The organism is Phytopseudomonas flavescens (genome assembly GCF_900100535.1).
Lineage (GTDB): Bacteria > Pseudomonadota > Gammaproteobacteria > Pseudomonadales > Pseudomonadaceae > Aquipseudomonas > Aquipseudomonas flavescens.
In genome coordinates this window covers 37,721-61,411 of sequence record NZ_FNDG01000028.1, presented here as the reverse complement: position 1 = coordinate 61,411, position 23,691 = coordinate 37,721, and the positions used below count along the sequence as shown (strand labels likewise).

Below are 23,691 nucleotides of genomic sequence, written 5' to 3'. Positions count from 1 at the left end.
TGATGCTTCGTTAAAAATCGGTTCGGAATGCTCATTTACAGCTCGTAAACTCGAATGCGAGCCCAGTCCGTTCCTCACCGATTTTTGCCTCGCCTGACCTTCGCTCGGAGACTTTTCAGACAGACCCTAGATCGGCGTTGCCGCCTACTGCGGGTAACCTGCCGCAATCGGCCTACCCGGCCGTGGCCGCCAGCAGTCGTTCGCGGGCACCCCCGGCCACGGCCAGTGCGTCCAGCCAGGTCCGCCGTGCCGGCCCGTCAGCGGGCCAGGCGCTGCTCAGCTCTTGCAGGCGCTCGAGCTGGGTGCGCTCGGCATCCAGCTCGAGTTGCTTGAGCCGCTGGCGCAGGGTGGCCAGCGCCGCATCGTCCGCCGCCGCATCGCGCCAGCCTTGGCGCAGTGACCTCAGTGGCACCACCACCTGGCGCTGCCAGGTGCCGGCCAGGGCCCGTAGCCGGGCTTCGCGCTCGTCGCCATGGGCCACGTCACGGCTGTCCAGCCAGAGGCCGGCGAGCAGCAGGCAGACATCCGCACCGGCGTCCTGCAGTTCCAGGCAGGCGGCTTCCACGCCTGGGCGGGCGTAGAGGGTCGTGGCGAAGGTCCACAGGTCAGCGTTCATGCGTGCTCCGAGTATGCGGCGGTGGACTCTGGTAGAATCCGCCGCCATTATGATCCGACTCCTGAACCTTACCTTACAGCGTGGCCCGCAGCGTCTGCTAGAAGACGCCGAGCTGACCTTGCACGCCGGCCACAAGGCTGGGCTTATCGGTGCCAATGGTGCCGGCAAATCCAGCCTGTTCGCCCTGCTGCGCGGCGAGTTGACCCCGGATGCCGGCGATTGCCTGTTGCCTGGCGACTGGCGCATCGCCCACATGCGCCAGGAGGTCGACAACCTCGAACGTCTGGCCGTGGACTACGTACTCGACGGTGACCATGAGCTGCGCCGTGTGCAGGCCGAGCTGGCGGTTGCCGAGCAGCGCCAGGACGGTGCCGCCATCGCCCGCCTGCACAGCGAGCTGGACAGCGCCGACGGCTATACCGCCGACGCCCGTGCACGCAAGCTGCTGGCCGGCCTGGGTTTCGACAACGCGCAGATGGATCGCCGGGTCGGCGACTTCTCCGGTGGCTGGCGCATGCGCCTGAACCTGGCCCAGGCGCTGATGTGCCCGTCCGACCTGCTGCTGCTCGACGAACCGACCAACCACCTGGATCTGGATGCCATTCTCTGGCTCGAAGGCTGGCTGCAAAGCTATCCCGGTACCTTGCTGCTGATTTCCCACGACCGGGATTTTCTCGATGCGGTGGTCGACCACGTCGCCCATGTCGAGCAGCGCAAGCTGACGCTCTACCGTGGCGGTTACAGCGCCTTCGAACGTACCCGTGCCGAGCGTTTGGCTCAGCAGCAGCAGGCGTACGAGAAGCAGCAAGTGCAGCGTGCGCACATGGAAAAGTACATCGCCCGCTTCAAGGCCCAGGCCACCAAGGCTCGTCAGGCGCAGAGCCGCATCAAGGCGCTGGAACGCATGGAAGAGCTGAGCGCGGCGCATGTCGACTCGCCCTTCGATTTCGTGTTTCGCGAGGCGGACAAGATTTCCACGCCACTGCTCAGCCTCAGCGAAGGCCGCCTGGGCTATGGCGACAAGACCATCCTGCAGCAGGTCAAGCTGAGCCTGGTGCCCGGCGCGCGCATCGGCCTGCTCGGCCCCAATGGCGCGGGCAAGTCGACGCTGATCAAGAACCTCTCCGCCGAACTGCAGCCGCTCAGTGGCAGCCTGACCCGCGGCGAGAACCTGGTGATCGGCTACTTCGCCCAGCACCAGCTCGATGCCCTGGACGACAAGGCCAGCCCGCTCCTGCACCTGCAGCGCATCGCGCCGGCCGAGCGTGAGCAGACCCTGCGTGATTTCCTCGGTGGCTTCGACTTCCGCGGCCCGCGCTGCGACGAGCCGGTGCTGAATTTCTCCGGTGGCGAGAAGGCGCGCCTGGCCCTGGCGCTGATCGCCTGGGGCAAGCCCAACCTGCTGCTGCTCGATGAGCCGACCAACCACCTGGATCTGGAGATGCGCCTGGCGCTGACCATGGCCCTGCAGGAGTTCGCCGGGGCGGTGGTGGTGGTGTCTCACGACCGGCACCTGCTCAAGAGCACCACCGACGAGTTCCTGCTGGTCGCCGACGGCCGGGTGGCGCCGTTCGACGGTGACCTGGAGGATTACGCGCGCTGGCTGGTGGATTACCGTCAACGGCAGGCCGCTCCGGCGACTGCGACTGCGGTAGCGGTTGGCAGCGGCAACGACAAGCGAGGTCAGCGCCAGGCCGCCGCTGCCCTGCGTCAGCAACTGGCACCGCACAAGAAGGCGGCGGACAAGCTCGAAGCCGAGCTCGGCCAGGTGCAGGGCACGCTTGCCGCACTGGAAGCACGCCTGGGCGATAGCGCCCTCTACGAGGCGCCGCGCAAGGAAGAGCTGCGCCAGGCCCTGGCCGAGCAGGCCGGGCTCAAGGGCCGTGAAGCGGAGCTGGAAGAACAGTGGCTGGAGGCCCTGGAAACCTTGGAAACCCTGCAGCAGGAATTGGAGGCAACAGGTTGAATTTCGACGTTATCGATATGGCCTGGCTGGCCGCCTGGAGCCAGCCGCTGATGCGTACTGGTCAGGTTATCCTGATCCTGTCGCTGGCCTGGCTGGCGCAGCGTATTCTCACCCGTGGCATCACCCGTCTGGGCCAGCGTTATCCGCAACTGCCGCCTGAACTGCTGGTGCCGTTGCGCGGCCTGACCCGTTGGCTGATCCTCGGCAGCGCCTTCATGCTGGTGCTCGAGCGACTGGGCGTTTCGGCGCAGGTTTTGTGGGGCGCGCTGACCGGCTTCGTCGCCGTTGCCGCTATCGCGTTCTTCGCCATCTGGAGCGTATTGTCGAACCTGTTCTGTGCGCTGCTGATCTTCGCCCTCGGGCCGTTTCGTATCGGCGACTGCGTCGAGGTGCTGGAAAGCGCCGACAAACCTGGGGTTCGTGGGCGTGTGCTGGACATCAACCTGTTCTACACCACCCTGGAAGACCTGACCGGTGATGCGCCGGGCACCTGGGTGCAGATTCCCAACAGCCTGTTCTTCCAGAAAGCCGTGAGGCGCTGGCGTAACGGCGATGCACCGGCACCGCGCAAGATCGAATCCTGATCATCATTCATTCGAGGTCACCGTCATGGCTCTGGAAACCTGGCTCGCATTCTTCGTCGCCTGTTGGCTGATCAGCCTCTCGCCGGGGGCCGGTGCCATCGCCTCGATGTCGGCGGGCCTGCAATACGGCTTTCTGCGCGGTTACTGGAACGCGCTGGGCCTGCAGATCGGCCTGGCACTGCAGATCGCCATCGTTGCCGCCGGCGTCGGCGCGGTGCTGGCGACTTCGGCACTGGCCTTCAGCCTGATCAAATGGTTTGGCGTGGTTTACCTGCTGTATCTCGGCTGGTGCCAGTGGCGCGCACTGCCTGCCGATATGAGCGTCACCGGCGAGCGTCCCATCGGCCGGCCGCTGAGCCTGGTGCTGCGCGGCTTTCTGGTGAATTTCGGCAACCCCAAGGCGATCGTCTTCATGCTCGCCGTGCTGCCGCAGTTCATCAACCCCCATGCACCGCTGACCGAGCAGTACCTGATCATTGGCGTGACCATGGTGACCGTCGACCTGATCGTCATGGCTGGCTATACCGGCCTGGCGGTGCGCGTGCTGCGCCTGCTGCGTACGCCGCGCCAGCAGCGCGTCATGAACCGCAGCTTTGGCGCGCTGTTCGTGGGCGCTGCGGCGTTGCTGGCTACCGTGCGTCGCGCACCGGTCTGAGAACCTGCTTAAAGCCTGCTGCGCGTCGGCCCTGCGGCGTTAAAAACAGGCTCAAAAAGGCGCTTGCGGCTATCGCACTTCAGTGCGGCCCCGAAGGGGCGAGCGAAGCGAGTCATGCTCATGTACAAAAGTACACTCCGCTTTCTCGCCTGTTTTTGTGGGGGCGCCTAGCCCTTGCATGGCTCTAGCTCGCGAGACTTTGAACAGGTCTTGAAATGCGTGTATGGATCGACGCCGACGCCTGCCCACGGTTGGCGCGGGATCAGGTGGTCAAGTTCGCCCTCAAGCGCAACTTCGAGGTGGTCATGGTCGCCGGGCAGGCGCAGCCCAAACCGGCTTTCACCTGCGTGCGCCTGATCGTGGTGCCGAGTGGCCCGGATGCAGCCGATGATTACCTGGTGGAACATGCGGTGCCAGGCGAGTTGGTGATCTGCAGCGACGTGCCGCTGGCCGACCGCCTGGTGAAGAAGGGCGTGCTGGCGCTGGATCCGCGCGGCAAGGCGTTCGACGAGCGCAACATGGGCGAGCGCCTGGCTGTGCGCAACCTGTTCACCGACCTGCGCGAACAGGGGCAGGTCGGTGGCGGCCAGGCCGCCTATGGCGACAAGGATCGCCAGGCGTTCGCCAATTCCCTGGATCGTCTGCTGACGCGTCTTTCGCGCGGTTGAGGGTTCCCTACTTGCTGACGAGCTTGCGAGCTAGAGCTCTGCAAGGCAAAAACAGGCGAGGAAGCGGAGTGTACTTTTGTACATGAGCATTCCGAGCCTGTTTTTAACGCCGCAGAGCCGACGCGCAGCTGGTCGTTACTCGTGTGTCAGTTCCAGCACCCGATCCACCAGCTTGTTGATCCCCGACGCGGCCTGTGAGATCGAATTGGCCAGCATGTAGGCCGGCGTGGTCACCAGCTTGCGCTGGGTATCCTCGACGATATCTTCGACGTTGCACTCGGCGTGCTCGGCGCCCATTTTGGTCAGTGCTGCTGCGGTGTCGGCGTCATGGCCGATGGTGCAGGTCACGCCGGCGCCGAAGATGCGCGCCGCCAGGGCCGGGGCGATGCAGATCAGGCCGATGGGTTTGGAGGCGCTTACGAACGACTGTGCAGCGGCCAGCACGTCGGCCTGCACGCTGCAATCGCTGCCCGTGCTGGCGAAGTCGGAAAGATTCTTGGCGGCGCCGAAGCCACCCGGCAGGATCAGTGCATCGAAGTCGTCGGCGCGCAGTTGGCGCACGTCCTTGATGTTGCCGCGGGCGATCCGCGCGGATTCCACCAGCACGTTGCGCGGCGGCTGCATTTCTTCGCCGCTGAGGTGATTGAGCACATGAGCCTGGTCGATGTCGGGCGCGAAACACTGCACCTCGACGCCGCGTTGATCGAGGCGCAGCAGGGTGATCACGCTTTCATGGATCTCCGAGCCGTCATAGACGCCACAACCGGAAAGAATCACTGCGACTTTCTTGTTCATCGACCAACTCCTGATGAGGTACGAGCCGAGTCCGGATCTTGCGCCCGGCGGCCTCGCTTGGGGGAAACTGCGTTCTTTTATGACTGGCTGGCCAGCCAATCGTTACAGGCTTTTAAACGCCCCCGAGGCTGTCGTCAAACCGCGTGCTTCAGCAGCCGCGTTGTCTACGACGGTACAGCCAGACGCCGAGGCCGATGATCAGCAAGGCGGCGAATACGTACAGCTGGATCTGATGCAGCTCGCCGAGCATGCCTTCCAGCGCCCGGCCGAGCCGGTAGGCCAGGGTGCCGAGCATGATGGCCCAGATCGCCGTGCCGATGGCGTCGAGAATCATGTAGCGACGCCGGGGGTAGCCCGACAGGCCGATGGCCAGCGGCATCACCGTGCGCATGCCGTAGAAGAAGCGAAAACCCAGCACCCACAGGTCGGGGTGGCGGCGCAGGTAGACCAGCGCCTTGTCGCTGAGCGTCTGCCAGTGCGGACGATTCTCAAGGATGCGCCGGCCGTGGCGGCGCCCGAGGTGATACCACAGCTGATCGGCGGCGTAGGTGCCGAGAAAGGCACAGGCGATCACCCACTCGATGCTGAGCAGGCCGCGCAACGCCAGGTAGGCGGCTAGCAGCAGCGACATCTCGCCCTCGAGGAAGGTCCCCAGTATCAGTGCGGGGTAACCGAAGTGCTGCAGCAGATTTTCCAGCATGTAAAGGCGACCGTAGAGGAGGGGGATGCAAGGCTACGCGGTTGGACACCGTAAAACAGCAATTGTCGAGAGACTGTGAAATGGCGCCGCTAGGGTCTGTTGACGTTCCGGCGCGGCCGTGCGTGAAACGTCAACAGACCCTAGGCCCGCGCGCCGCCGCTCAGGGCTTTTGCCGCAGCCGATGTGCCTTATCGGCTGCGACGCGCCGTCGCAGTATTCGTTATTGCCGTCATCATTTGGTCATAATGGCCGCTTATAACTGTCACGCTTCGCCCGCTTGAGCGGGCCCAGGAGTCTGCCGTGAGCTTTACCCCCGCCAACCGCCTGTTCCCCGCTACCCGCCTGCGTCGCAACCGTCGCGACGATTTTTCACGGCGTCTGGTCCGCGAGAACGTGCTGAGCACCAACGACCTGATCCTGCCGGTATTCGTGCTCGATGGCGAGAATCAGCGTGAGGCGGTGGCATCCATGCCCGGCGTTGAGCGTCTGTCCATCGACCTGCTGCTGCAGGAAGCGGAAAAGTGGGTGGCTCTGGGTATTCCCGCGTTGGCGCTGTTCCCGGTAACCCCCGCAGAAAAGAAAACCCTCGACGGCAGTGAAGCCTGGAACCCGGACGGCATCGCTCAGCGTGCCACCCGTGCGCTGCGCGCGCGCTTCCCCGAGCTTGGGGTGATCACCGACGTGGCCCTCGACCCGTTCACCACCCATGGTCAGGACGGCATTCTCGACGAAGAAGGCTACGTGCAGAACGACATCACCGTCGATGCGCTGGTCAAACAGGCACTGTCTCACGCCGATGCGGGTGCTCAGGTGGTGGCGCCGTCGGACATGATGGACGGGCGCATCCAGGCGATTCGCGAGGCGCTGGAGCTGGCCGATCACGTCAACGTGCGGATCATGGCCTACTCTGCCAAATACGCCAGTGCCTACTACGGCCCGTTCCGCGATGCGGTGGGCTCGTCGCTGAACCTCGGCAAGGCCAACAAGGCTTCCTACCAGATGGACCCGGCCAACAGCGACGAAGCGTTGCACGAGGTCGCCGCTGACCTGGCCGAGGGCGCCGACATGGTCATGGTCAAGCCGGGCATGCCGTACCTGGACATCGTTTCCCGGGTCAAAAGCGAATTCAAGGTGCCGACCTTTGTCTATCAGGTCAGTGGCGAATATGCGATGCACATGGCTGCCATCCAGAACGGCTGGCTCAGCGAAGCGGTCATTCTCGAGTCGCTGACGGCCTGCAAACGAGCGGGTGCCGATGGCATCCTCACTTATTTCGCCGTGCGTGCGGCCGAACTCATACGACAGGGGCAGTAGCCCCTCCAGGGTAATTCAATGAGCAACGAAGGACTCAGTGAGAACGAACAGCTCGATGTACCGGCAATCAGCCTGCCGGTGATCGACGAAGCGCCGGTGGAAACCATAGTGGAAACGCCAGTAGTCGAAACCACGGCGGTCGCCGTGCCAGTGCCCAGCCTGGATGACAGCAGCCTGTACATCCATCGCGAGCTGTCGCAGCTGCAGTTCAACATCCGCGTGCTGGAACAGGCGCTGGACGAGTCCTACCCGTTGCTGGAACGTCTGAAGTTCCTGCTGATCTTCTCCAGCAACCTCGATGAGTTCTTCGAAATCCGTGTTGCCGGGTTGAAGAAACAGATCAATTTCGCCCGTGAACAGGCCGGTGCCGATGGCTTGCAGCCCCATCAGGCGCTGTCGCGCATCGCCGAACTGGTACACGAGCAGGTCGGCCGTCAGTACGCCATCCTCAACGATGTGCTCTTTCCGGCGCTGGCCAAGCACGGCATCAACTTCATTCGCCGCCGCTACTGGACCACCAAGATCAAGGCCTGGGTGCGCCGTTACTTCCGCGACGAGATCGCGCCGATTATCACGCCGATCGGCCTCGATCCGACGCACCCGTTCCCGCTGCTGGTCAACAAGAGCCTGAACTTCATCGTCGAGCTCGAAGGCGTCGACGCCTTCGGCCGCGATTCCGGCCTGGCGGTGATCCCGGCGCCGCGTCTGCTGCCGCGGATCATCAAGGTACCGGAGGACGTCGGCGGCCAAGGCGCCAACTACGTGTTTCTGTCGTCGATGATCCATGCTCATGCCGATGATCTGTTCCCCGGCATGAAGGTCAAGGGCTGCTACCAGTTCCGCCTGACCCGTAACGCCGACCTGTCGGTGGACACCGAGGACGTGGAAGACCTGGCCCGTGCGCTGCGCGGTGAGCTGTTCAGCCGCCGTTACGGCGATGCGGTGCGCCTGGAAGTGGTGGACAGCTGTCCGAAACACCTCACCGACCAGTTGCTCAAGCAATTCGGCCTGTCGGAGCATGAGCTGTATCAGGTCAACGGCCCGGTCAACCTGACCCGCCTGTTCAGCATCACCGGCCTGGAAAGTCACCAGGATCTGCAGTACCCGCCGTTCACTCCGGTAATCCCCAAGTTACTGCAGAACAGCGAGAACATTTTCAGCGTGGTCAGCAAGCAAGACATCCTCCTGCTGCATCCCTTCGAGTCCTTTACTCCCGTGGTGGATCTGTTACGCCAGGCGGCGAAAGACCCACACGTGTTGGCCATCAAGCAGACGCTCTACCGCTCTGGCGCCAACTCGGAGATCGTCGATGCGCTGGTGGAAGCCGCGCGCAACGGCAAGGAAGTTACCGCGGTGATCGAGCTGCGCGCGCGCTTCGACGAGGAGTCCAACCTGGCCCTGGCCAGCCGCCTGCAGGCTGCAGGTGCCGTGGTGATCTACGGTGTGGTGGGCTTCAAGACCCACGCCAAGATGATGCTCATTCTGCGTCGCGAGAATGGCGAGATTGTCCGTTATGCGCACCTGGGTACCGGCAACTATCACGCCGGTAATGCTCGTCTGTACACCGACTACAGCCTGCTCACCGCTGACGTGGCGCTGGGTGAGGACGTGTCCAAAATGTTCAGCCAGCTGATTGGCATGGGCAAAACCCTGCGCATGAAGAAGCTCCTGCATGCGCCCTTTACCTTGAAGAAAACCCTGCTCGACCTGATCGCCAGGGAAACCCAGCTGGCCAGCGAAGGCAAGCCGGCGCACATCATCGCCAAGTTCAACTCGCTGACCGATGCGAAGATCATTCGCGCGCTGTACAAGGCCAGCCAGACCGGCGTGCGGATCGACTTGGTGGTGCGTGGCATGTGCTGCCTGCGGCCTGGCGTGGCGGGGGTGTCGCACAACATCCAGGTGCGCTCGATCATCGGCCGCTTCCTGGAACACACCCGGGTGTTCTACTTCCTCAATGGCGGCGAAGAGAAAATCTATCTGTCCAGTGCCGACTGGATGGAGCGCAACCTCGACAAGCGTGTGGAGACGTGCTTCCCGGTGGAGGGCAAGAAACTCATCACTCGGGTCAAGAAGGAACTGGAAGCCTACCTCACCGACAACACCCATGCGTGGGTGCTGCAGCCCGATGGCCGTTACCTGCGCCTGTCGCCGACCGGCAACCAGAACTCGCGCAGCGCCCAGGCCAGCCTGCTGGAGAAGCTCAGCGCACCGGTGATCGCCGCGCGCTGATTGCATGGCGAAAAAGGAAACGGGCCCTATGGGCCCGTTTTCGTTATCGGTGAATCAGCCCGTACGGATGGGCCTGTGGCTGTGGCCGCTGCAGGCCAGACGGCTGAGCCCAGGGCGGCGCGTGATCGGCAGCCTAGCGGGAATGGCCCTGGGTGGGGTCACTCTCGGTCATCGGAGTCTGGCTATGCACGCTCCACCAGCATGGGCGATGTTCGGAGAAACTATGAAATTGCGGTGCCAGCCGATCGGTCAGCGCATCGAAGACGCCAAGGGCGAGCGCCATGGTTGCGCCGTCGTCTATGGCACCCAGGGTCGAGCCGCAGTGTGGACAGAAAGCCCGGCAGGTCGCCTCTGACGAGCGCCAGAGCTTAGGTTCGCCACAAGGGCCGGTCCATTCCAGCTGGGACTTGTCCAGCTCCACCCAGGCCAGGGTCAGCGCCCCGGAATGCCGCTGGCACTGCTCACAGGAGCAGGTATGGGGATCGCGAAACTCACCTCGGACACTGAACCTGACCTGCCCGCAAAGGCAGCCTCCCGTGTAGCTCGGCACATGACTCATCGGTACCTGCTCCCTGATCATCGCGCTGTGAACCTTGGCCCGGTATGGGGCGGTCAGCGGTGGAATTCTAGCGTCTTGCCAGGGCCGTGCAGTGCCGCCAAGTGTTGCAAACGACCTATGCACGGCCGGCGTCGTAGGGTGGGTTAGCGGCGTCATGCCCGATGGTTTCAAGCGCCGCCATCTCGACGCGCCGCGTAACCCACCAGGCGCTGTCAGGTGCTGCACGAGGGTGGGTTACCTGTCCGCCATAGCTCAAAACCACGCCTCTTTCATCGCCAGACAGGTGTCGTCGCGCTGCTCCAGCAGGTCCAGGTGGTGATGACAGCCTGGTACCTCGCGGAGCAGGAAGTAGCGTGCGGCCTGCAGCTTGCCGCTGTAGAAGTCGGCGTCGGGCGCGTTGCCGGCCAGACGCCCCTGCTCGGCGTGCACCGCCTGTTCCAGCCAGCGCCAGCCGATCACCAGATGGCCGAAGACCTTGAGGTACAGCGCCGAATCTGCCAGGGCGCCGTTCACGCGGCCCTGCTGCAGGTCGCCGAGCAGGCCGAGGGTGACCGCCGACAGGCGCGCCAGCAGGGTTTCCAGGGGCTGGCGCAGGGTGTCCAGTTCGATGAAGGGCTCGGCGCGCCGGCAGGTCGCGATGATCTGCCGGCTCAATGCCTTGAGCGCCGCGCCGCCGTGCTGGCCGATCTTGCGCCCGAGCAGATCCAGGGACTGGATGCCGTGGGTGCCTTCGTGGATCGGGTTGAGGCGATTGTCACGGTAATACTGTTCCACCGGGTGATCGCGGGTATAGCCGTGACCGCCGAGAATCTGCATCGCCAGGGCATTGGCCTGCAGGCAATACTCGGAGGGCCAGGACTTGGCGACCGGGGTCAGCAGGTCGAGCAGTTGCCCGGCCTGCTCACGCTGTTCGGGGTCTTCCAGCGTCTGGCTATCGTCGAACAGACGGGCGCAGTAAAGGGCCAGGTCGAAGGCACCTTCCACGTAGGCTTTCTGGGTCAGCAGCATGCGGCGCACATCGGCGTGTTCGATGATCGCCACCTGAACGCTTGCCGGGCTCTTGCCGTCGGGCAGGCGCCCCTGGGTACGCTGGCGGGCGTATTCCAGGGCGTACAGATAACCGGCATAGCCGAGCATCACCGCGCCCATGCCGACGCCGATGCGCGCCTCGTTCATCATCTGGAACATGTAGGACAGGCCTGCATGTGGCTGTCCTACCAGATAGCCGACGCAGTTGCCCTGGTCGCCGAAATTCAGTGCAGTGGACGTGGTGCCACGCCAGCCCATCTTGTGGAACAGGCCCGCCAGGATCACGTCGTTGCGTGGGCCCGGCTTGCCGTCCTCGCCGATCAGGAATTTCGGCACGATGAACAGCGAAATGCCTTTCACCCCGGCAGGTGCGTCGGGCAGGCGGGCCAGCACCAGGTGGATGATGTTCTCGCCGAGGTCGTGATCGCCGCCAGAGATGAAGATCTTGTTGCCCTTGAGGCGGTAGCTGCCATCGGCCGCCGGTTCGGCGCGGGTGCGCAGGTCGGCGAGGGAGGAGCCGGCGTGGGGCTCGGTCAGGGCCATGGTGCCGAAGAAGCGGCCCTCGATCATCGGTTGCAGGAAAAGGCGCTTCTGCAAGTCATCGCCAAAGGCTTCGATCAGGTTGGCAGCCGCCATGGTCAGCAGCGGGTAGGAGGCCGTGGCGATGTTGGCCGCCTGGAAGTGCGCGAAACAGGCCTGGGACAGCAACGTGGGCAGTTGCATGCCGCCGGCGTCGAAATCCCTCGTCGCGTTCAGGAAACCGGCATCGATAAAGGCCTGCAGCGCGGGTTTGACTTCGTCGATCAACTGCGCAGCGCCTTCGACGTATCGGGGTTCATGCTCATCGCCCTTGCGATTATGCGTGGCGAACCGCTCTTCGGCGATGCTGCGCGCGGTATCCAGCGCAGCATCGAAGGTTTCCCGGTTGTGCTCGGCGAAGCGCTGGCGGCCGGTTAGCGCTTCGGCGTCCAGCACTTCGTAGAGTTCGAACGCCAGGTTGCGGGCGCTGAGCAAGGTCTCGGGCATGATGGCTCTCCGGTGGGGTGTCGCCAGTCTAGGCCGCTGGTTACCGGCGGCCAGCATCATCGACCGCCGTGATGGCACGCGACAGGTCAGCCTGCCCCGGGCAGACGCTGCGCGGCGCGGCCGGGCGGGCTACAATTCGCCTCCTGCTCAGGAGCCGATGATGAATTACCGCCACGCCTTCCATGCCGGCAACCATGCCGATGTGCTGAAACACTTGGTGCTGTGCCGCCTGTTCGCCCTGCTGGCGCGCAAGGAGGCTCCCTACGCCTATCTCGACAGCCATGCCGGCGTCGGCCTGTACGACCTGGCCGGCGACCAGGCCAGCCGCACCGGTGAGTGGCGTGAAGGCATCGGCCGGTTGTGGGATGCCACGGACGCACCGCAGCCGCTGCTCGATTACCTGGACGTGATCCGCGCGATGAACGCCGATGGGGTGCTGCGCCACTACCCGGGCTCGCCCGAGCTGGCGCGCCTGCAGACACGCGAACAGGATCGTCTGCACCTCAACGAGAAACACCCGGAAGACGGTCGCTTGCTCAAAGAGAACATGGCCGGTGACCGGCGTGTGGCCGTGCATCTGGGCGAAGGCTGGCACCTGCCACGCGCCCTGCTGCCGACTCGCGAGAAGCGGGCGGTGATGCTGATCGATCCACCGTTCGAGAAGGCCGATGAGCTGGAGCGCTGCGTCACCTCCCTCAACGAGGCCATCGGGCGTATGCGCCAGACCATCGTGGCGATCTGGTACCCGATCAAGGACGAGCGTCAGCTCAGGCGCTTCTACCGCGACATGGAAAACAGCGCGGCGCCGAAACTGCTGCGTGCCGAGCTGTTCGTGCACCCAGCCGATGAAGCCCAGCGCCTGAATGGCTCCGGCCTGCTGATCAGCAATCCGCCATGGGGCCTGGAAGAGGAGTTGCGTGAACTGCTGCCCTGGCTGGCCGAGCGCCTGGCACAGAGCAAGGCAAGCTGGCGCCTGGACTGGCTGATCGCTGAACAGGGCTGACAGCGCTCCTGTTCATCTATCGCGGGCCCGTTTTTGGCTGTTCGTCAGAGCGTCCACGAACCGCGCCGGGTCTTCCACCATCATCAGGTGCCCACCGGGCAGACAGGTGAAGCTGGCCGCCTTTTCCAGCGCCCACTGTGGAACGTTCCAGCCAGCTTTCGAACGTTCACCGGCGATCAGGTGCACGGGGACCGGTCCTTCGAATACTTTCCTGACTGCCTGCGGGTAATCCGCATTGCCGGTCACTGCAACGACCGAGCGTGCGGTGGCCTGAATGGTCGATGCCGGTTGGTTGTCCAGTAAGCTCGACGCGGTTGCGCGATGGCTCGCAGAGGTCGTTATCCCGGACCTGGCCAACCAGACTTCGGGCTTTTCCCTGAATTGAGTCAGCATCGCATCGGCCTCATGGGCCGTCATCTGAGCCACGCTGGCTGACCAGAAGGCGTCGGCCAGCGAGAAATTTCCTTCGACGCTATGAATCGACGCGACGCTTGCCGGATGAGCCGTTGCGAACAGCATGGCGATCGCGCCTCCAACGGAGTGACCTGCCAGGTGAACACGCTCGATGTCCCTTGCCGTGAGCCATCGAGCGAGATGTGCCACCTGCCCGGGTAGCGTGATGGTGGCGGGATCCACATGCTGCAGGGCGCCGTAGCCGAGCAGATCGGGCGTATGTGCCTGGATGCCCTGTGAATGGAATACCGGTGCCAGATCGCGCAGGCTGCCGATCAGGCCATGGATGAGAAGGTACGGGTGCTCGGACATTTAGGCCCATCCATGGATCGGTCGTCGCCGATCTACCTTCGCCGTGGGTCGACGTAGTAGCTCAGTTGCTGACGCGGGTTCAGGTACTCGCGGGCTTCGGCGGGAAGCTGCGAAGCGCGCACGCTGGCTGCGATGGTCAGTGAGGGCTCCGCCTCCAGGTTGACGATCAACGCCTCTTCCTTGGGTACTTGCGGGTCGTAGATGATCAGTGTCGGTTTCATCGGCAGGGTAGGGTGCATGCCCAGCACCAGGGCGTAGCGTTCGTCCTCCAGCTGCACCAGGCTGCCCGGCGGGTAGACGCCCATGCAACGGATGAAGGCCTTCAGCGCGACCTCGTCGAAGTGCACCCGTTGTTGCGGCGAAAACATGCGCGCCAGGGCCTCGTGAGGGCTCAGGGCGGTGCGCGGGTCGAGCGGGTTGCACAGGTTGTCGAAGTGATTGGTGATGCACACGATGCGGCTCAGGCGGCCGATCGAGGCCTCGTGCAGTTGCCGGGGGTAGCCGCTGCCGTCGCAGTATTCGTGGTGTTCGTGGATGATGCGCAGCACGTCGTCATCGAGCATCAGTTTCTCGCCCATGCGGCGTCCGAAAACGGTGTGCATTTCCAGTAACTGCTGTTCGGCGCGAGTCAGGGGCGGCGCCTTGAGCAGGACCTTGCTGGGCACTTCCAGCTTGCCGATGTCGTGCAGCAGGGCGCCCATGCCGAGCATGTGGCTGGACTCGCCGTCCAGGCCCAGCTGGCGGCCCAGCATCACTGACAGCACGGTGACGTTGAGCGAATGCACGTAGGCGTCTTCGGCGGCCTTGCCGGTGATGCTGTGCAGGGCGACGCCATCCTCGCCAAGCATGGTTTCGACCAGCTCGTTGACCAGGGCTCCAGCCTGTTTCACCGACTCCTCCGGCTGGTTGCGCAAGCTCTGGTTGAGTGTCTTGACCCGTTGACTGGCCTGGGTGAAAGCGCGGTCGACCTCGGACAGCCTCTTGCGCAGCACGCTGAGTGTCTTGACCCGGATCTGCCGTGCCTGCTCCTGGGGATCCGGCGGTGCCGGTGGTGCCTGCTCGACTACTTTGCTCGGCAGTGCCACCGGCCCACAGTCGCTGCGCGCAGGGTCGTAGCGCAGGCGCTTGAGGCCAAGGGCACGCAGTTGTTTGAGTTGGCTTTCGTCCTTGATCTTGAAGCTGCTGAAGGCGAACGAATGTTCCCACCAGCTCAGATCGAGTTGGACATAAAGCCCGACACAGAGCTGGTCGGGCGAAATGTATTGATTGGTATCCGGCATTCCGTGCTGATCTGCTGGTGGCTGTTCGCTGAGTCTAGCGCCGTGTGGGCATTGTGCTGGCCAATCGCCTTTGACCGTCGTGAAATCAGGCTGGCAGGCACACGCCGGTTCCGCCCAGGCCGCAATAACCCTCCGGGTTTTTCGCCAGGTACTGCTGGTGATAGGCCTCCGCGTAATAGAAGGTTGGCGCCAACGCAATCTCCGTGGTGATGGTGCCGAAGCCGGATTTCTCCAGTTCGCCCTGGAACTGCGCCTGGCTGCGGCGCGCGGCTTCGAGCTGCTGCTCGTCGCTGCAGTAGATGGCCGAGCGGTACTGGCTACCGATGTCGTTACCCTGGCGCATGCCCTGGGTCGGGTTATGCACTTCCCAGAACACCTTGAGCAGTTCCTCGTAGCGGGTCTGCCGTGGATCGAACACCACCAGCACCACTTCGGCATGCCCGGTCAGGCCCGAGCAGGTTTCCTCGTAGGTCGGATTGGGAGTATGGCCACCGGCATAGCCCACCGCAGTGGTCCATACCCCAGGCTGCTGCCAGAAGCGCCGCTCGGCTCCCCAGAAGCAGCCCAGGCCGAACACCGCGGTCTGCAGCCCGTCGGGGAAGGGCCCTTGCAGCGGGTTACCGTTCACGTAATGGGCTTCGGGGACCGAGATCGGCGTCTCACGGCCGGGCAGCGCCTGTTCGGTGCTGGGCAGTTCGAGTTTGTGGGCAAGAATTTGCGAGCGTAAGACCATGGTGCATGTTCTCCGAATCGTTGTTCTGGGTAGACCGCGGCGGTCTGTGGACGTTAGCTGCCGTTCAGCGCGTGGGACGCCGCGGGTAGCGCTTGAGGCTTTCTACCAGATCGCGGCCCGCGATGGGGCGGTCGAACAGGTAGCCCTGGCCGATATCGCAGTGCTGGCGGCGCAGGAAATTCAGCTGGGCAGCGGTTTCGATACCTTCGGCGACCACCGTGAGCTTGAGGTTGTGCGCCATGGCGATCACCGCGGAAGTGATTTCCATGTCGTCCTGATTCTCCGGGATCTCCTTGATGAAGCTGCGGTCGATCTTGATCACGTCGATGGGGAATTTCTTCAGGTAGCTGAGCGATGAGTAGCCCGTGCCGAAGTCGTCCATGGCCAGCGTCAGGCCCAGCTGTTTCAGGCGGCCGAGCAGGCTGCGGGTGTCTTCGGTGGCTTCCAGCAGCAGGCCTTCGGTGAGCTCGAGCTCGAGCATCTCCGGCGGCAACTGTTCCTCCTCGAGGATGGCCGCGATCGAACCGACCAGATCCGGGTCGCTGAACTGTTTGGGCGACAGGTTGATCGCCACCTGCAGGTTACCCAGCCCTACGGCGGTGAGCTGCTTGCTCATGCGGCAGGCCTGCCGTACCACCCACTTGCCGATGGGAATGATCAGGCCGGTTTCTTCGGCGACGCTGATGAACTGATCCGGGCGGATCATGCCCTTTTCCGGGTGCTGCCAGCGTAGCAGCGCCTCCACGCCGAGCAGCTGCCCGTTCTTCAGGCACAGCTTGGGCTGATAGAACACTTCCAGTTCATTCTGCGTCAAGGCGCGGCGCAGGTTGTTCTCCACGAACAGCTTGTAATTGGCTTCGGCATTGAGAGCGTCGGTGAAGACCTGCAACTGATGCTTGCCATTGGCCTTGGCCTTGTGCAGTGCCAGGCCGGCATGTTTCATCAGGGTTTGCGGGTCTTCGCCGTGCTCGGGCGAGCAGGCCAGGCCCACGGAGCCGGTGACGTTGATCAACTGGTTGTCGACGAACAGCGGCTTGTCCATGGTCTGCAATACCTGCTGGGCGATGAGCTGGCCGCGCTCGCTCTGGCAGTTATCGAGAAGGATGGCGAATTCGTTGCTGGCGAAGCGCGCCAGGGTGCCTTCGCCGCTGAAACTGTTGTGCAGGCGCTTCGCCAGGCTGACCAGCAGCTTGTCGCCGGTCTGGTGACCAAGGGTATCGTTGATGCGCTTGAAGTTGTCGATGTCGACCAACAGCAGGCTGACCGGGGCGCTGCCGTTGCTGGCGAAGCGTTTTTCCAGGGCGCGGATGAAGGCGTAGCGATTTCCCAGGCCCGTCAGGTTGTCGCTGTAGGCCAGCCGTTCGATGCGCTGCTGGGAGTGCTTGGTCTCGGTGATGTCCTCGTAGATGCCGATGTAATGGGTCAGGCTGCCGTCATCGGCATGCACCTTGGATATCGAGAACTGCCCCCAGTAGGGCTCCAGGTTCTTGCGCCGGCTCCTGAACTCGCCCTGCCAGCTGTTCTGCTCTGCCAGCCCGGAGGTGCTGTCGAACAGCAGGTCGCTGAGATTTTCCAGGGCCGGCAGTTCAGCGAGCTGACGGCCCTGCACCTCGTCGGCGCTGTACTGGGTGATGGCGGTGAAACTCGGGTTGACGTACTCCACCATGCCGTCGCGATTGAGCAGGATGAAGGCACTGGCGCTCTGTTCGACGGCGCGCTGGAACAGATACAGGGCGCTGGTCGCGCTACGGCGTGCCTGGTTGCTGAGGACGTTGGCATATTGGTCCGCCAGCTCGCCGACGAAGGCGATTTCCTCCGCCTGCCAGGTGCGTGACCCGCCGGTGTGCTCCAGGCAAAGCACGGCGACCAGCTCTCCGCCAACGCGGATGCTGGCATCGAGCAGGGCGGTGATCGCTTCCGGGCGCAGGTAGTCGTCGCGCAGCTCTCTGGTGCGGGGGTCGTTCTCGGCGTCCTGAACACTCAATGAGCGGCTTTCCTTGAGCGCCCGCAGGTAGCTTGGATAGCGCCGGCCATCGATCGCCGGTGCCACTTCATACTGATCCTGATCGAGCAGATACAGGGCAACGGGGTCGAGGGTGTCGCCATTGAGGTGCCAGATACCTGCTCGGGCGACAGCGTAGATCTCGCAGGCGCTTCGAGTGATCAGTTCGGCGGCCTCACGGGCCTGGTCATCGCTCTGATAGCGTTTGCTGGCCAGGCGCATGATGAGTTGTTGCTGGGCCAGGGAGCGCGAGCAATCCTGCTGCAGCTCAGCCTGGCTGCGCTCGAACTGCTCCAGCGAATCCAGCACCGTGGTGGCTTTGGGTGTGGGTGGCGCTGGCGTCGGTAGCCTGGGGCCGTCGGTAACGGCATCGTCGGTGATCATCAGGTAGCCGCGCAGCAGATGCCGCCCCCGTTGTCTGAACGGTTCGCCGAGCTCCATCATCCTCAACGGACCGCGAGGTGTGTGCAGGGTGTAATGCACCAGGTAGTGGGCGCCCTCGGACAGCTGCAATTGGATGGCATCGTGCAGGCGGTAACGTGCTTCCGGTTCCATCAGGCTGGCATAGGGCGTTTCCACCAGGGTGCAGAGATCGCTGGCAGCGATGCCGAGCTGCTTGTCGCAGGAGGCGTCGAGAAACAATAGCAGCCAGTTCGCTTCGTTCATCCGCTCGAAGCGCATCATGCCGAGCCGGGAGGGCACGGGCAGCTGCGTCACGACCTCGGCCGCTACACGGCTCGCGACATCGGGATGGCTTTTCATCGAATGGCTGTATCCATCTGCTGGCGTAGGTAAACGCCTGGCATCTTCACTATAGCGCTAACAAGGGGTGTAGCCGTATCTCCCTGGCCGCTGTGAGGCGGTAATGCCGCTTAGGTTGCACCATGGTGCGACAGCTGACAAGAAGTCTAATGGCATTGTGATTTCTTTATTATAAAAACATGATTTATAAGGGATTGTTATTGAAAAGGAGGGCTCCCGAAGCTGTTCGAGCAGGCTCGTCGACGGCACCCTGGGAAATGCCAGGTAAAAAAAACCCCGCCTGATCGGGCGGGGTCGAGGTTACGAGCGTGGCGCTCGAAAACGATTCGCTTACAGCAGCATGGTACGGATGTCGTTCAACACCTCACCCAGGCGCTTGGTGAAGCGTGCGGCAGCTGCACCATTGATCACTCGGTGATCGTAGGACAGCGACAGCGGCAGCATCAGCTTGGGCTGGAAGGCCTTGCCATCCCAGACCGGCTGGATGGTTGCCTTGCTGACACCGAGGATCGCCACTTCCGGCGCGTTGACGATCGGCGTGAAGCCGGTGCCGCCAATATGACCGAGGCTGGAGATGGTGAAGCAGGCACCCTGCATGTCATCGGCAGAGAGCTTCTTGGTGCGTGCCTTTTCCGCCAGGGCGGCGGCTTCGGCAGCCAGTTGCAGCAGGCTCTTCTGATCGACGTTCTTGATCACCGGCACCAGCAGGCCATCCGGGGTGTCGACGGCGAAACCGACGTGCACGTATTTCTTGCGGATCACCGCTTTGCCGCTTGGTGCCAGCGAACTGTTGAAGTCCGGCAGCTCCTTGAGCAGGTAGGCGCACGCCTTGAGCAGCAGTGGCAGAACGGTCAGCTTCACGCCGGCTTTCTCGGCGACGGCCTTCTGGGCGACGCGGAAGGCTTCCAGCTCGGTGATGTCAGCCGAATCGAACTGAGTGACGTGCGGCACGTTCAGCCAGCTGCGGTGCAGGTTGGCGGCGCCGACCTGCATCAGGCGGGTCATCGGCACTTCTTCGATTTCACCGAACTTGCTGAAATCGACGGTCGGGATCGGCGGAATGCCAGCACCACCGGTTGCACCGGCAGCCGCTGCGGCAGGAGCCGACTTGGCCTTCTGCAGCTCGGCCTTGACGTAGACCTGCACGTCTTCCTTGAGGATGCGGCCTTTCGGGCCAGTGCCTGGCACCGCGCTCAGCTCGACGCCGAACTCGCGGGCCAGCTGACGCACCGCCGGGCCGGCGTGCACCTTGCTGCCATCGCGGCTCGGCGCGGCTGCCGGAGCGGCCTGCGGGGTTGCCTTGGCGGGTGCGCTGCCCTGGACGTTGGCCGGCTTGGCCTGTTCCGGAGCGGCGGCTGGTGCCTGCGCGGCGGCCGCAGGCTTGGCGGCTGCCTTACCCTGGACCTTGAGGACCAGGATCAGGTCGCCGGTCTTGGCCTGATCGCCAACCTTGATGGAAATGCTTTCGATCACGCCAGCCTTGGGGGCGGGGATCTCCATGCTGGCCTTGGCCGATTCCAGCACGATCAGCGACTGCTCGGTTTCGACGCTGTCGCCAACCTTGACCAGCACCTCGATCACGCCAGCGGCGTCGTCGCCGATATCCGGAATACGCACTTCTTCACTGCTGTCGCCAGCCGGCTCTTCAGCTGCCGCAGGAGCGGCGGCTTCGGCTTCGGCGGGTGCAGCGGCGCTCGGTGCGGCAGCAGGAGCACTGGCCGCCTGCTTGGGCTGTGCCCCTGCGGCGCCCTTGAGCACCAGAATCAGATCGCCGGTGCCCACTTCGTCACCCACCTTGACCGACACGCTCTCCACCACGCCGGCGGCGGGCGAGGGGATTTCCATGCTCGCCTTGTCGGACTCGAGGGTGATCAGCGACTGGTCGACGTCGATGGTATCGCCCGGCTTGACCGCTACTTCGATGATGCTGGCCTTGGCGCTGGAACCGATGTCCGGCACCTTGACTTCCTGCGGCTCGGCACTGCCAGCCGACTCGGCCTGTGGCTCGGCGGCTGGTTGCGCTGCAGCGGCAGGTTCTGCCTGGGCAGGTGCCGGCTTTTCCTTGGCCGGGGCGGCTTCGGCATCGCCTTCCACGTCCAGCTCGAGCAGCTCGTCGCCTTCTTTGAGGCTGTCGCCCAGCTTGACCTTCAGGCTTTTCACGACACCGGCCTTGGGGGCTGGAATCTCCATGCTGGCCTTGTCCGACTCGAGGGTCAGCAGGCTTTGGTCGGCCTCGATGCGGTCGCCAACCTTGACGAACAACTCGATGACTTCACCCTCACCACCGCCGATGTCGGGTACGCGAATCAATTCACTCACAATGCGTCTCCTTAGCAGTCCAGAGGGTTGCGTTTTTCGGGGTCGATACCGAACTTGACGATGGCTTCGGCCACCACCTTGCGTTCGATCTGACCACGATCGGCCAGCGCTTCGAGCGCAGCCAGAACGACCCAGCGGCGATCCACTTCGAAGAAGTCGCGCAGTTTGCGGCGGCTGTCGCTGCGGCCGAAACCGTCGGTACCCAGTACCTTGTACTCCTTGACCGGAACCCACTGACGAACCTGTTCGGCGAACAGCTTCATGTAGTCGGTGCTGGCGATGACCGGGCCCTGGCGGCCGCTCAGGCACTGCTCGACGTAGCTCTGCTTGGGTTCCTGTTCCGGGTGCAGGCGATTGCTGCGCTCCACGGCCAGGCCATCGCGACGCAGTTCGTTGAAGCTGGTCACGCTCCACACATCGGCGCCGATGTTGTAGTCGTTGCGCAGGATCTTCGCCGCTTCGCGAACCTCGTTGAGGATGGTGCCGCAGCCCAGCAACTGCACGTGGTGGGCGGCTTCCTTGTTGTCCTCTTCGAGCAGGTACATACCCTTGATGATGCCTTCTTCGACACCCTCGGGCATGGCCGGCTGCTGGTAATTCTCGTTCATCACGGTGATGTAGTAATAAACGTTTTCCTGCAGGGTCATCATCCGGTGCGTGCCTTCGCGCATGATCACCGCCAGTTCGTAGGCGTAGGTGGGGTCATAGCTGCGCACGTTGGGGATGGTGCTGGCGAGGATATGGCTGTGGCCGTCTTCGTGCTGCAGGCCTTCGCCGTTCAGCGTGGTGCGGCCTGAGGTGCCGCCCAGCAGGAAGCCGCGGGTCTGGCCGTCGCCAGCCGCCCAGGCCAGATCGCCGATACGCTGGAAGCCGAACATCGAGTAGAAGATGTAGACCGGCAGCATCGGCGTGTTGTAGTTGCTGTAGGCGGTACCGGCAGCCATGAAGGAGGAGAACGCCCCTGCCTCGTTGAGACCTTCCTGGAGGATCTGGCCGTCCTTCTCTTCGCGGTAGTACATCACCTGGTCACGGTCGACGGGCTCGTACAGCTGGCCAACCGGGGAGTAGATACCCAGCTGGCGGAACATGCCTTCCATACCGAAGGTACGGGCCTCGTCGGCGAGGATCGGCACGATGCGCTTGCCCAGTTCCTTGTCCTTGACCAGCGACGCGAGGATCCGGCCGAAGGCCATGGTGGTGGAGATTTCGCGGTCGCCGGAGCCATCCAGCACTGCCTTGAGGGTATCCAGTGGCGGCGTCGGGATGCTGATCGTGCCGCGGTTGCGCTGCGGCAAGTGGCCACCGAGCTTCTCGCGGCACTTGCGCAGGTATTTCATTTCCGCGCTGTCTTCGGCCGGGCGGTAGAACGGCAGTTCTTCCAGCTGCGAATCGTTCAGCGGGATGTCGAAGCGATCGCGGAATTTCTTCAGCGACTCGATATCGACCTTCTTGGTGTTGTGCGCGGTGTTCTTCGCTTCCCCGGCACCGGTGCCGTAGCCCTTGATGGTCTTGGCCAGGATGACGGTGGGCTGGCCCTTGTGGTTGACCGCCTGGTGGTAGGCTGCATAGACCTTGTAGGGGTCGTGGCCGCCACGGTTGAGGTTGAAGATTTCCTCGTCCGAGAGCGTCTCGACGCGCTTGAGCAGCTCCGGGTCGGCGCCGAAGAAGTGCTGACGCACGTAGGCGCCATCCTTGGCCTTGTAGTTCTGGTACTCACCGTCGATGGCCTGATCCATGCGACGCTGCATGCGGCCGTCTTCGTCCTGGGCGAACAGCGGATCCCACATGCGCCCCCAGATGACCTTGTTGACGTTCCAGTTGGCGCCGCGGAACACGCCTTCGAGTTCCTGGATGATCTTGCTGTTGCCGCGAACCGGGCCGTCGAGGCGCTGCAGGTTGCAGTTGACGACGAAGATCAGGTTGTCGAGGTTTTCGCGGCCGGCCAGGGAAATGGCGCCCAGGGTTTCCGGCTCGTCGGTCTCGCCGTCACCGATGAAGCACCAGACCTTCTGCTTGCCGGCCGGGATGAAGCCACGGTTTTCCAGGTACTTCATGAAGCGTGCCTGGTAGATCGCGGTGATCGGGCCCAGGCCCATGGAAACGGTCGGGAACTGCCAGAAGTCCGGCATCAGGTGCGGGTGCGGGTAGGACGACAGGCCGCCACCGTCCACTTCCTGGCGGAACTTGAGCATCTGCTCTTCGCTCAGGCGGCCTTCCAGGAAGGCGCGGGCGTAGATGCCGGGAGACGCGTGGCCCTGGTAGTAGATCAGGTCGCCACCATGCTCGTCGGTCGGCGCCTGGAAGAAGTAGTTGAAACCGATGTCGTAGAGGGTCGCGCTGGAGGCGAAGGTAGAGATATGACCACCCAGGTCGGGATCCTGCATGTTGGCGCGCATGACCATGGCCAGGGCGTTCCAGCGCACGATCGAACGAATGCGACGTTCCATGAACAGGTCGCCCGGCATACGCGCTTCGCGGGTGACCGGAATGGTGTTGCGGTAGGGGGTGGTGATCGAATAGGGCAACTGCGTGCCGCTGCGAGTGGCCAACTCACCCAGGCGCGTCATCAGATAGTGGGCACGGTCTTCGCCTTCCTTGTCGAGGACGGATTCCAGTGCGTCCAGCCATTCCTGGGTTTCGATTGGATCGAGGTCTTGCATGGCTTGCTCCAGAGCGGAAAGGC

Annotated in this window: 18 protein-coding genes; 7 read left to right on the top strand and 11 right to left on the bottom strand. The window is 63.5% G+C overall.

Going from position 1 to position 23,691, the window contains the following annotated elements; all coding sequences use genetic code 11:
* Positions 1 to 172: 172 nt before the first annotated feature.
* Complete coding sequence (locus BLR94_RS25000) at positions 173 to 616, bottom strand: TIGR02444 family protein (protein ID WP_084308621.1); 444 nt, start codon at positions 614 to 616, stop codon at positions 173 to 175.
* Between the two features lie 49 nt (positions 617 to 665).
* Here BLR94_RS25000 and BLR94_RS24995 point away from each other — a divergent pair, with 49 nt between their 5' ends.
* From BLR94_RS24995 to BLR94_RS24980, 4 genes are all read left to right on the top strand, one after another.
* A complete protein-coding gene (locus BLR94_RS24995; protein ID WP_084308620.1) occupies positions 666 to 2,582 on the top strand; it encodes an ATP-binding cassette domain-containing protein in 1,917 nt (638 codons plus the stop codon).
* A gap of 17 nt (positions 2,583 to 2,599) precedes the next feature.
* Positions 2,600 to 3,166: a mechanosensitive ion channel family protein gene (locus BLR94_RS24990; protein ID WP_084308627.1), complete on the top strand. Its 567-nt coding sequence runs from the start codon at positions 2,600 to 2,602 to the stop codon at positions 3,164 to 3,166.
* A gap of 25 nt (positions 3,167 to 3,191) precedes the next feature.
* The gene (gene rhtB, locus BLR94_RS24985) at positions 3,192 to 3,821 is read left to right on the top strand and encodes a homoserine/homoserine lactone efflux protein (protein ID WP_084308619.1); all 630 of its coding nucleotides are present in this window, start codon (positions 3,192 to 3,194) and stop codon (positions 3,819 to 3,821) included.
* A gap of 215 nt (positions 3,822 to 4,036) precedes the next feature.
* Positions 4,037 to 4,489, top strand: coding sequence for a YaiI/YqxD family protein (locus BLR94_RS24980; RefSeq protein ID WP_084308618.1), 453 nt, complete (start codon positions 4,037 to 4,039; stop codon positions 4,487 to 4,489).
* Positions 4,490 to 4,624: 135 nt separating this feature from the next.
* On the opposite strand, the gene elbB is transcribed toward BLR94_RS24980, so the two are convergent.
* Positions 4,625 to 5,284 carry an isoprenoid biosynthesis glyoxalase ElbB gene (gene elbB, locus BLR94_RS24975; RefSeq protein ID WP_084308617.1) on the bottom strand — a complete coding sequence of 220 codons (660 nt, stop codon included), beginning with the start codon at positions 5,282 to 5,284 and terminating at the stop codon, positions 4,625 to 4,627.
* Positions 5,285 to 5,432: 148 nt separating this feature from the next.
* Entirely contained in the window at positions 5,433 to 5,984 is a 552-nt protein-coding gene (locus BLR94_RS24970) for a DedA family protein (RefSeq protein WP_084308616.1), read from the bottom strand.
* 300 nt (positions 5,985 to 6,284) lie between these two features.
* Between BLR94_RS24970 and hemB the strand changes: the two genes are divergently transcribed.
* Both hemB and ppk1 read left to right on the top strand, forming a co-directional pair.
* Positions 6,285 to 7,298, top strand: a complete 1,014-nt coding sequence (gene hemB / locus BLR94_RS24965; protein ID WP_084308615.1) for a porphobilinogen synthase — start codon at positions 6,285 to 6,287, stop codon at positions 7,296 to 7,298.
* Positions 7,299 to 7,316: 18 nt separating this feature from the next.
* Positions 7,317 to 9,530 carry a polyphosphate kinase 1 gene (gene ppk1 / locus BLR94_RS24960; protein ID WP_084308614.1) on the top strand — a complete coding sequence of 738 codons (2,214 nt, stop codon included), beginning with the start codon at positions 7,317 to 7,319 and terminating at the stop codon, positions 9,528 to 9,530.
* Between the two features lie 133 nt (positions 9,531 to 9,663).
* Here ppk1 and BLR94_RS24955 read toward each other — a convergent pair whose 3' ends face one another.
* The gene (locus tag BLR94_RS24955; protein WP_084308626.1) at positions 9,664 to 10,089 is read right to left on the bottom strand and encodes a GFA family protein; all 426 of its coding nucleotides are present in this window, start codon (positions 10,087 to 10,089) and stop codon (positions 9,664 to 9,666) included.
* A 252-nt stretch (positions 10,090 to 10,341) separates the two neighbouring features.
* A complete protein-coding gene (locus tag BLR94_RS24950; RefSeq protein WP_084308613.1) occupies positions 10,342 to 12,144 on the bottom strand; it encodes an acyl-CoA dehydrogenase in 1,803 nt (600 codons plus the stop codon).
* 160 nt (positions 12,145 to 12,304) lie between these two features.
* On the opposite strand from BLR94_RS24950, the gene BLR94_RS24945 reads away from it, so the two are divergent.
* On the top strand, positions 12,305 to 13,147 hold the full coding sequence (locus BLR94_RS24945; protein ID WP_084308612.1) for a 23S rRNA (adenine(2030)-N(6))-methyltransferase RlmJ: 843 nt from the start codon (positions 12,305 to 12,307) through the stop codon (positions 13,145 to 13,147).
* A gap of 12 nt (positions 13,148 to 13,159) precedes the next feature.
* Here BLR94_RS24945 and BLR94_RS24940 read toward each other — a convergent pair whose 3' ends face one another.
* The 6 genes from BLR94_RS24940 to aceE all read right to left on the bottom strand — a co-directional run bounded on the left by BLR94_RS24940 (position 13,160) and on the right by aceE (position 23,668).
* Positions 13,160 to 13,912, bottom strand: coding sequence for an alpha/beta fold hydrolase (locus BLR94_RS24940; RefSeq protein WP_084308611.1), 753 nt, complete (start codon positions 13,910 to 13,912; stop codon positions 13,160 to 13,162).
* A 32-nt stretch (positions 13,913 to 13,944) separates the two neighbouring features.
* Positions 13,945 to 15,192 carry an HD-GYP domain-containing protein gene (locus BLR94_RS24935; protein WP_084308610.1) on the bottom strand — a complete coding sequence of 416 codons (1,248 nt, stop codon included), beginning with the start codon at positions 15,190 to 15,192 and terminating at the stop codon, positions 13,945 to 13,947.
* 85 nt (positions 15,193 to 15,277) lie between these two features.
* Positions 15,278 to 15,925: a peptide-methionine (S)-S-oxide reductase MsrA gene (msrA, locus tag BLR94_RS24930; protein WP_084308609.1), complete on the bottom strand. Its 648-nt coding sequence runs from the start codon at positions 15,923 to 15,925 to the stop codon at positions 15,278 to 15,280.
* Between the two features lie 64 nt (positions 15,926 to 15,989).
* Entirely contained in the window at positions 15,990 to 18,689 is a 2,700-nt protein-coding gene (locus BLR94_RS24925; RefSeq protein WP_084308608.1) for a sensor domain-containing phosphodiesterase, read from the bottom strand.
* Between the two features lie 330 nt (positions 18,690 to 19,019).
* A complete protein-coding gene (gene aceF, locus BLR94_RS24920; protein ID WP_084308607.1) occupies positions 19,020 to 21,008 on the bottom strand; it encodes a dihydrolipoyllysine-residue acetyltransferase in 1,989 nt (662 codons plus the stop codon).
* Positions 21,009 to 21,019: 11 nt separating this feature from the next.
* Positions 21,020 to 23,668, bottom strand: a complete 2,649-nt coding sequence (gene aceE / locus BLR94_RS24915) for a pyruvate dehydrogenase (acetyl-transferring), homodimeric type (protein WP_084308606.1) — start codon at positions 23,666 to 23,668, stop codon at positions 21,020 to 21,022.
* Positions 23,669 to 23,691: the final 23 nt, after the last annotated feature.

Coding starts and splice junctions, on each gene's coding strand:
- BLR94_RS25000 (WP_084308621.1), bottom strand. CDS start 616: ATGAACGCTGACCTGTGGACCTTCGCCACGACCCTCTACGCCCGCCCA.
- BLR94_RS24995 (WP_084308620.1), top strand. CDS start 666: ATGATCCGACTCCTGAACCTTACCTTACAGCGTGGCCCGCAGCGTCTG.
- BLR94_RS24990 (WP_084308627.1), top strand. CDS start 2,600: ATGGCCTGGCTGGCCGCCTGGAGCCAGCCGCTGATGCGTACTGGTCAG.
- rhtB (WP_084308619.1), top strand. CDS start 3,192: ATGGCTCTGGAAACCTGGCTCGCATTCTTCGTCGCCTGTTGGCTGATC.
- BLR94_RS24980 (WP_084308618.1), top strand. CDS start 4,037: ATGCGTGTATGGATCGACGCCGACGCCTGCCCACGGTTGGCGCGGGAT.
- elbB (WP_084308617.1), bottom strand. CDS start 5,284: ATGAACAAGAAAGTCGCAGTGATTCTTTCCGGTTGTGGCGTCTATGAC.
- BLR94_RS24970 (WP_084308616.1), bottom strand. CDS start 5,984: ATGCTGGAAAATCTGCTGCAGCACTTCGGTTACCCCGCACTGATACTG.
- ppk1 (WP_084308614.1), top strand. CDS start 7,317: ATGAGCAACGAAGGACTCAGTGAGAACGAACAGCTCGATGTACCGGCA.
- BLR94_RS24955 (WP_084308626.1), bottom strand. CDS start 10,089: ATGAGTCATGTGCCGAGCTACACGGGAGGCTGCCTTTGCGGGCAGGTC.
- BLR94_RS24950 (WP_084308613.1), bottom strand. CDS start 12,144: ATGCCCGAGACCTTGCTCAGCGCCCGCAACCTGGCGTTCGAACTCTAC.
- BLR94_RS24945 (WP_084308612.1), top strand. CDS start 12,305: ATGAATTACCGCCACGCCTTCCATGCCGGCAACCATGCCGATGTGCTG.
- BLR94_RS24940 (WP_084308611.1), bottom strand. CDS start 13,912: ATGTCCGAGCACCCGTACCTTCTCATCCATGGCCTGATCGGCAGCCTG.
- BLR94_RS24935 (WP_084308610.1), bottom strand. CDS start 15,192: ATGCCGGATACCAATCAATACATTTCGCCCGACCAGCTCTGTGTCGGG.
- msrA (WP_084308609.1), bottom strand. CDS start 15,925: ATGGTCTTACGCTCGCAAATTCTTGCCCACAAACTCGAACTGCCCAGC.
- BLR94_RS24925 (WP_084308608.1), bottom strand. CDS start 18,689: ATGAAAAGCCATCCCGATGTCGCGAGCCGTGTAGCGGCCGAGGTCGTG.
- aceE (WP_084308606.1), bottom strand. CDS start 23,668: ATGCAAGACCTCGATCCAATCGAAACCCAGGAATGGCTGGACGCACTG.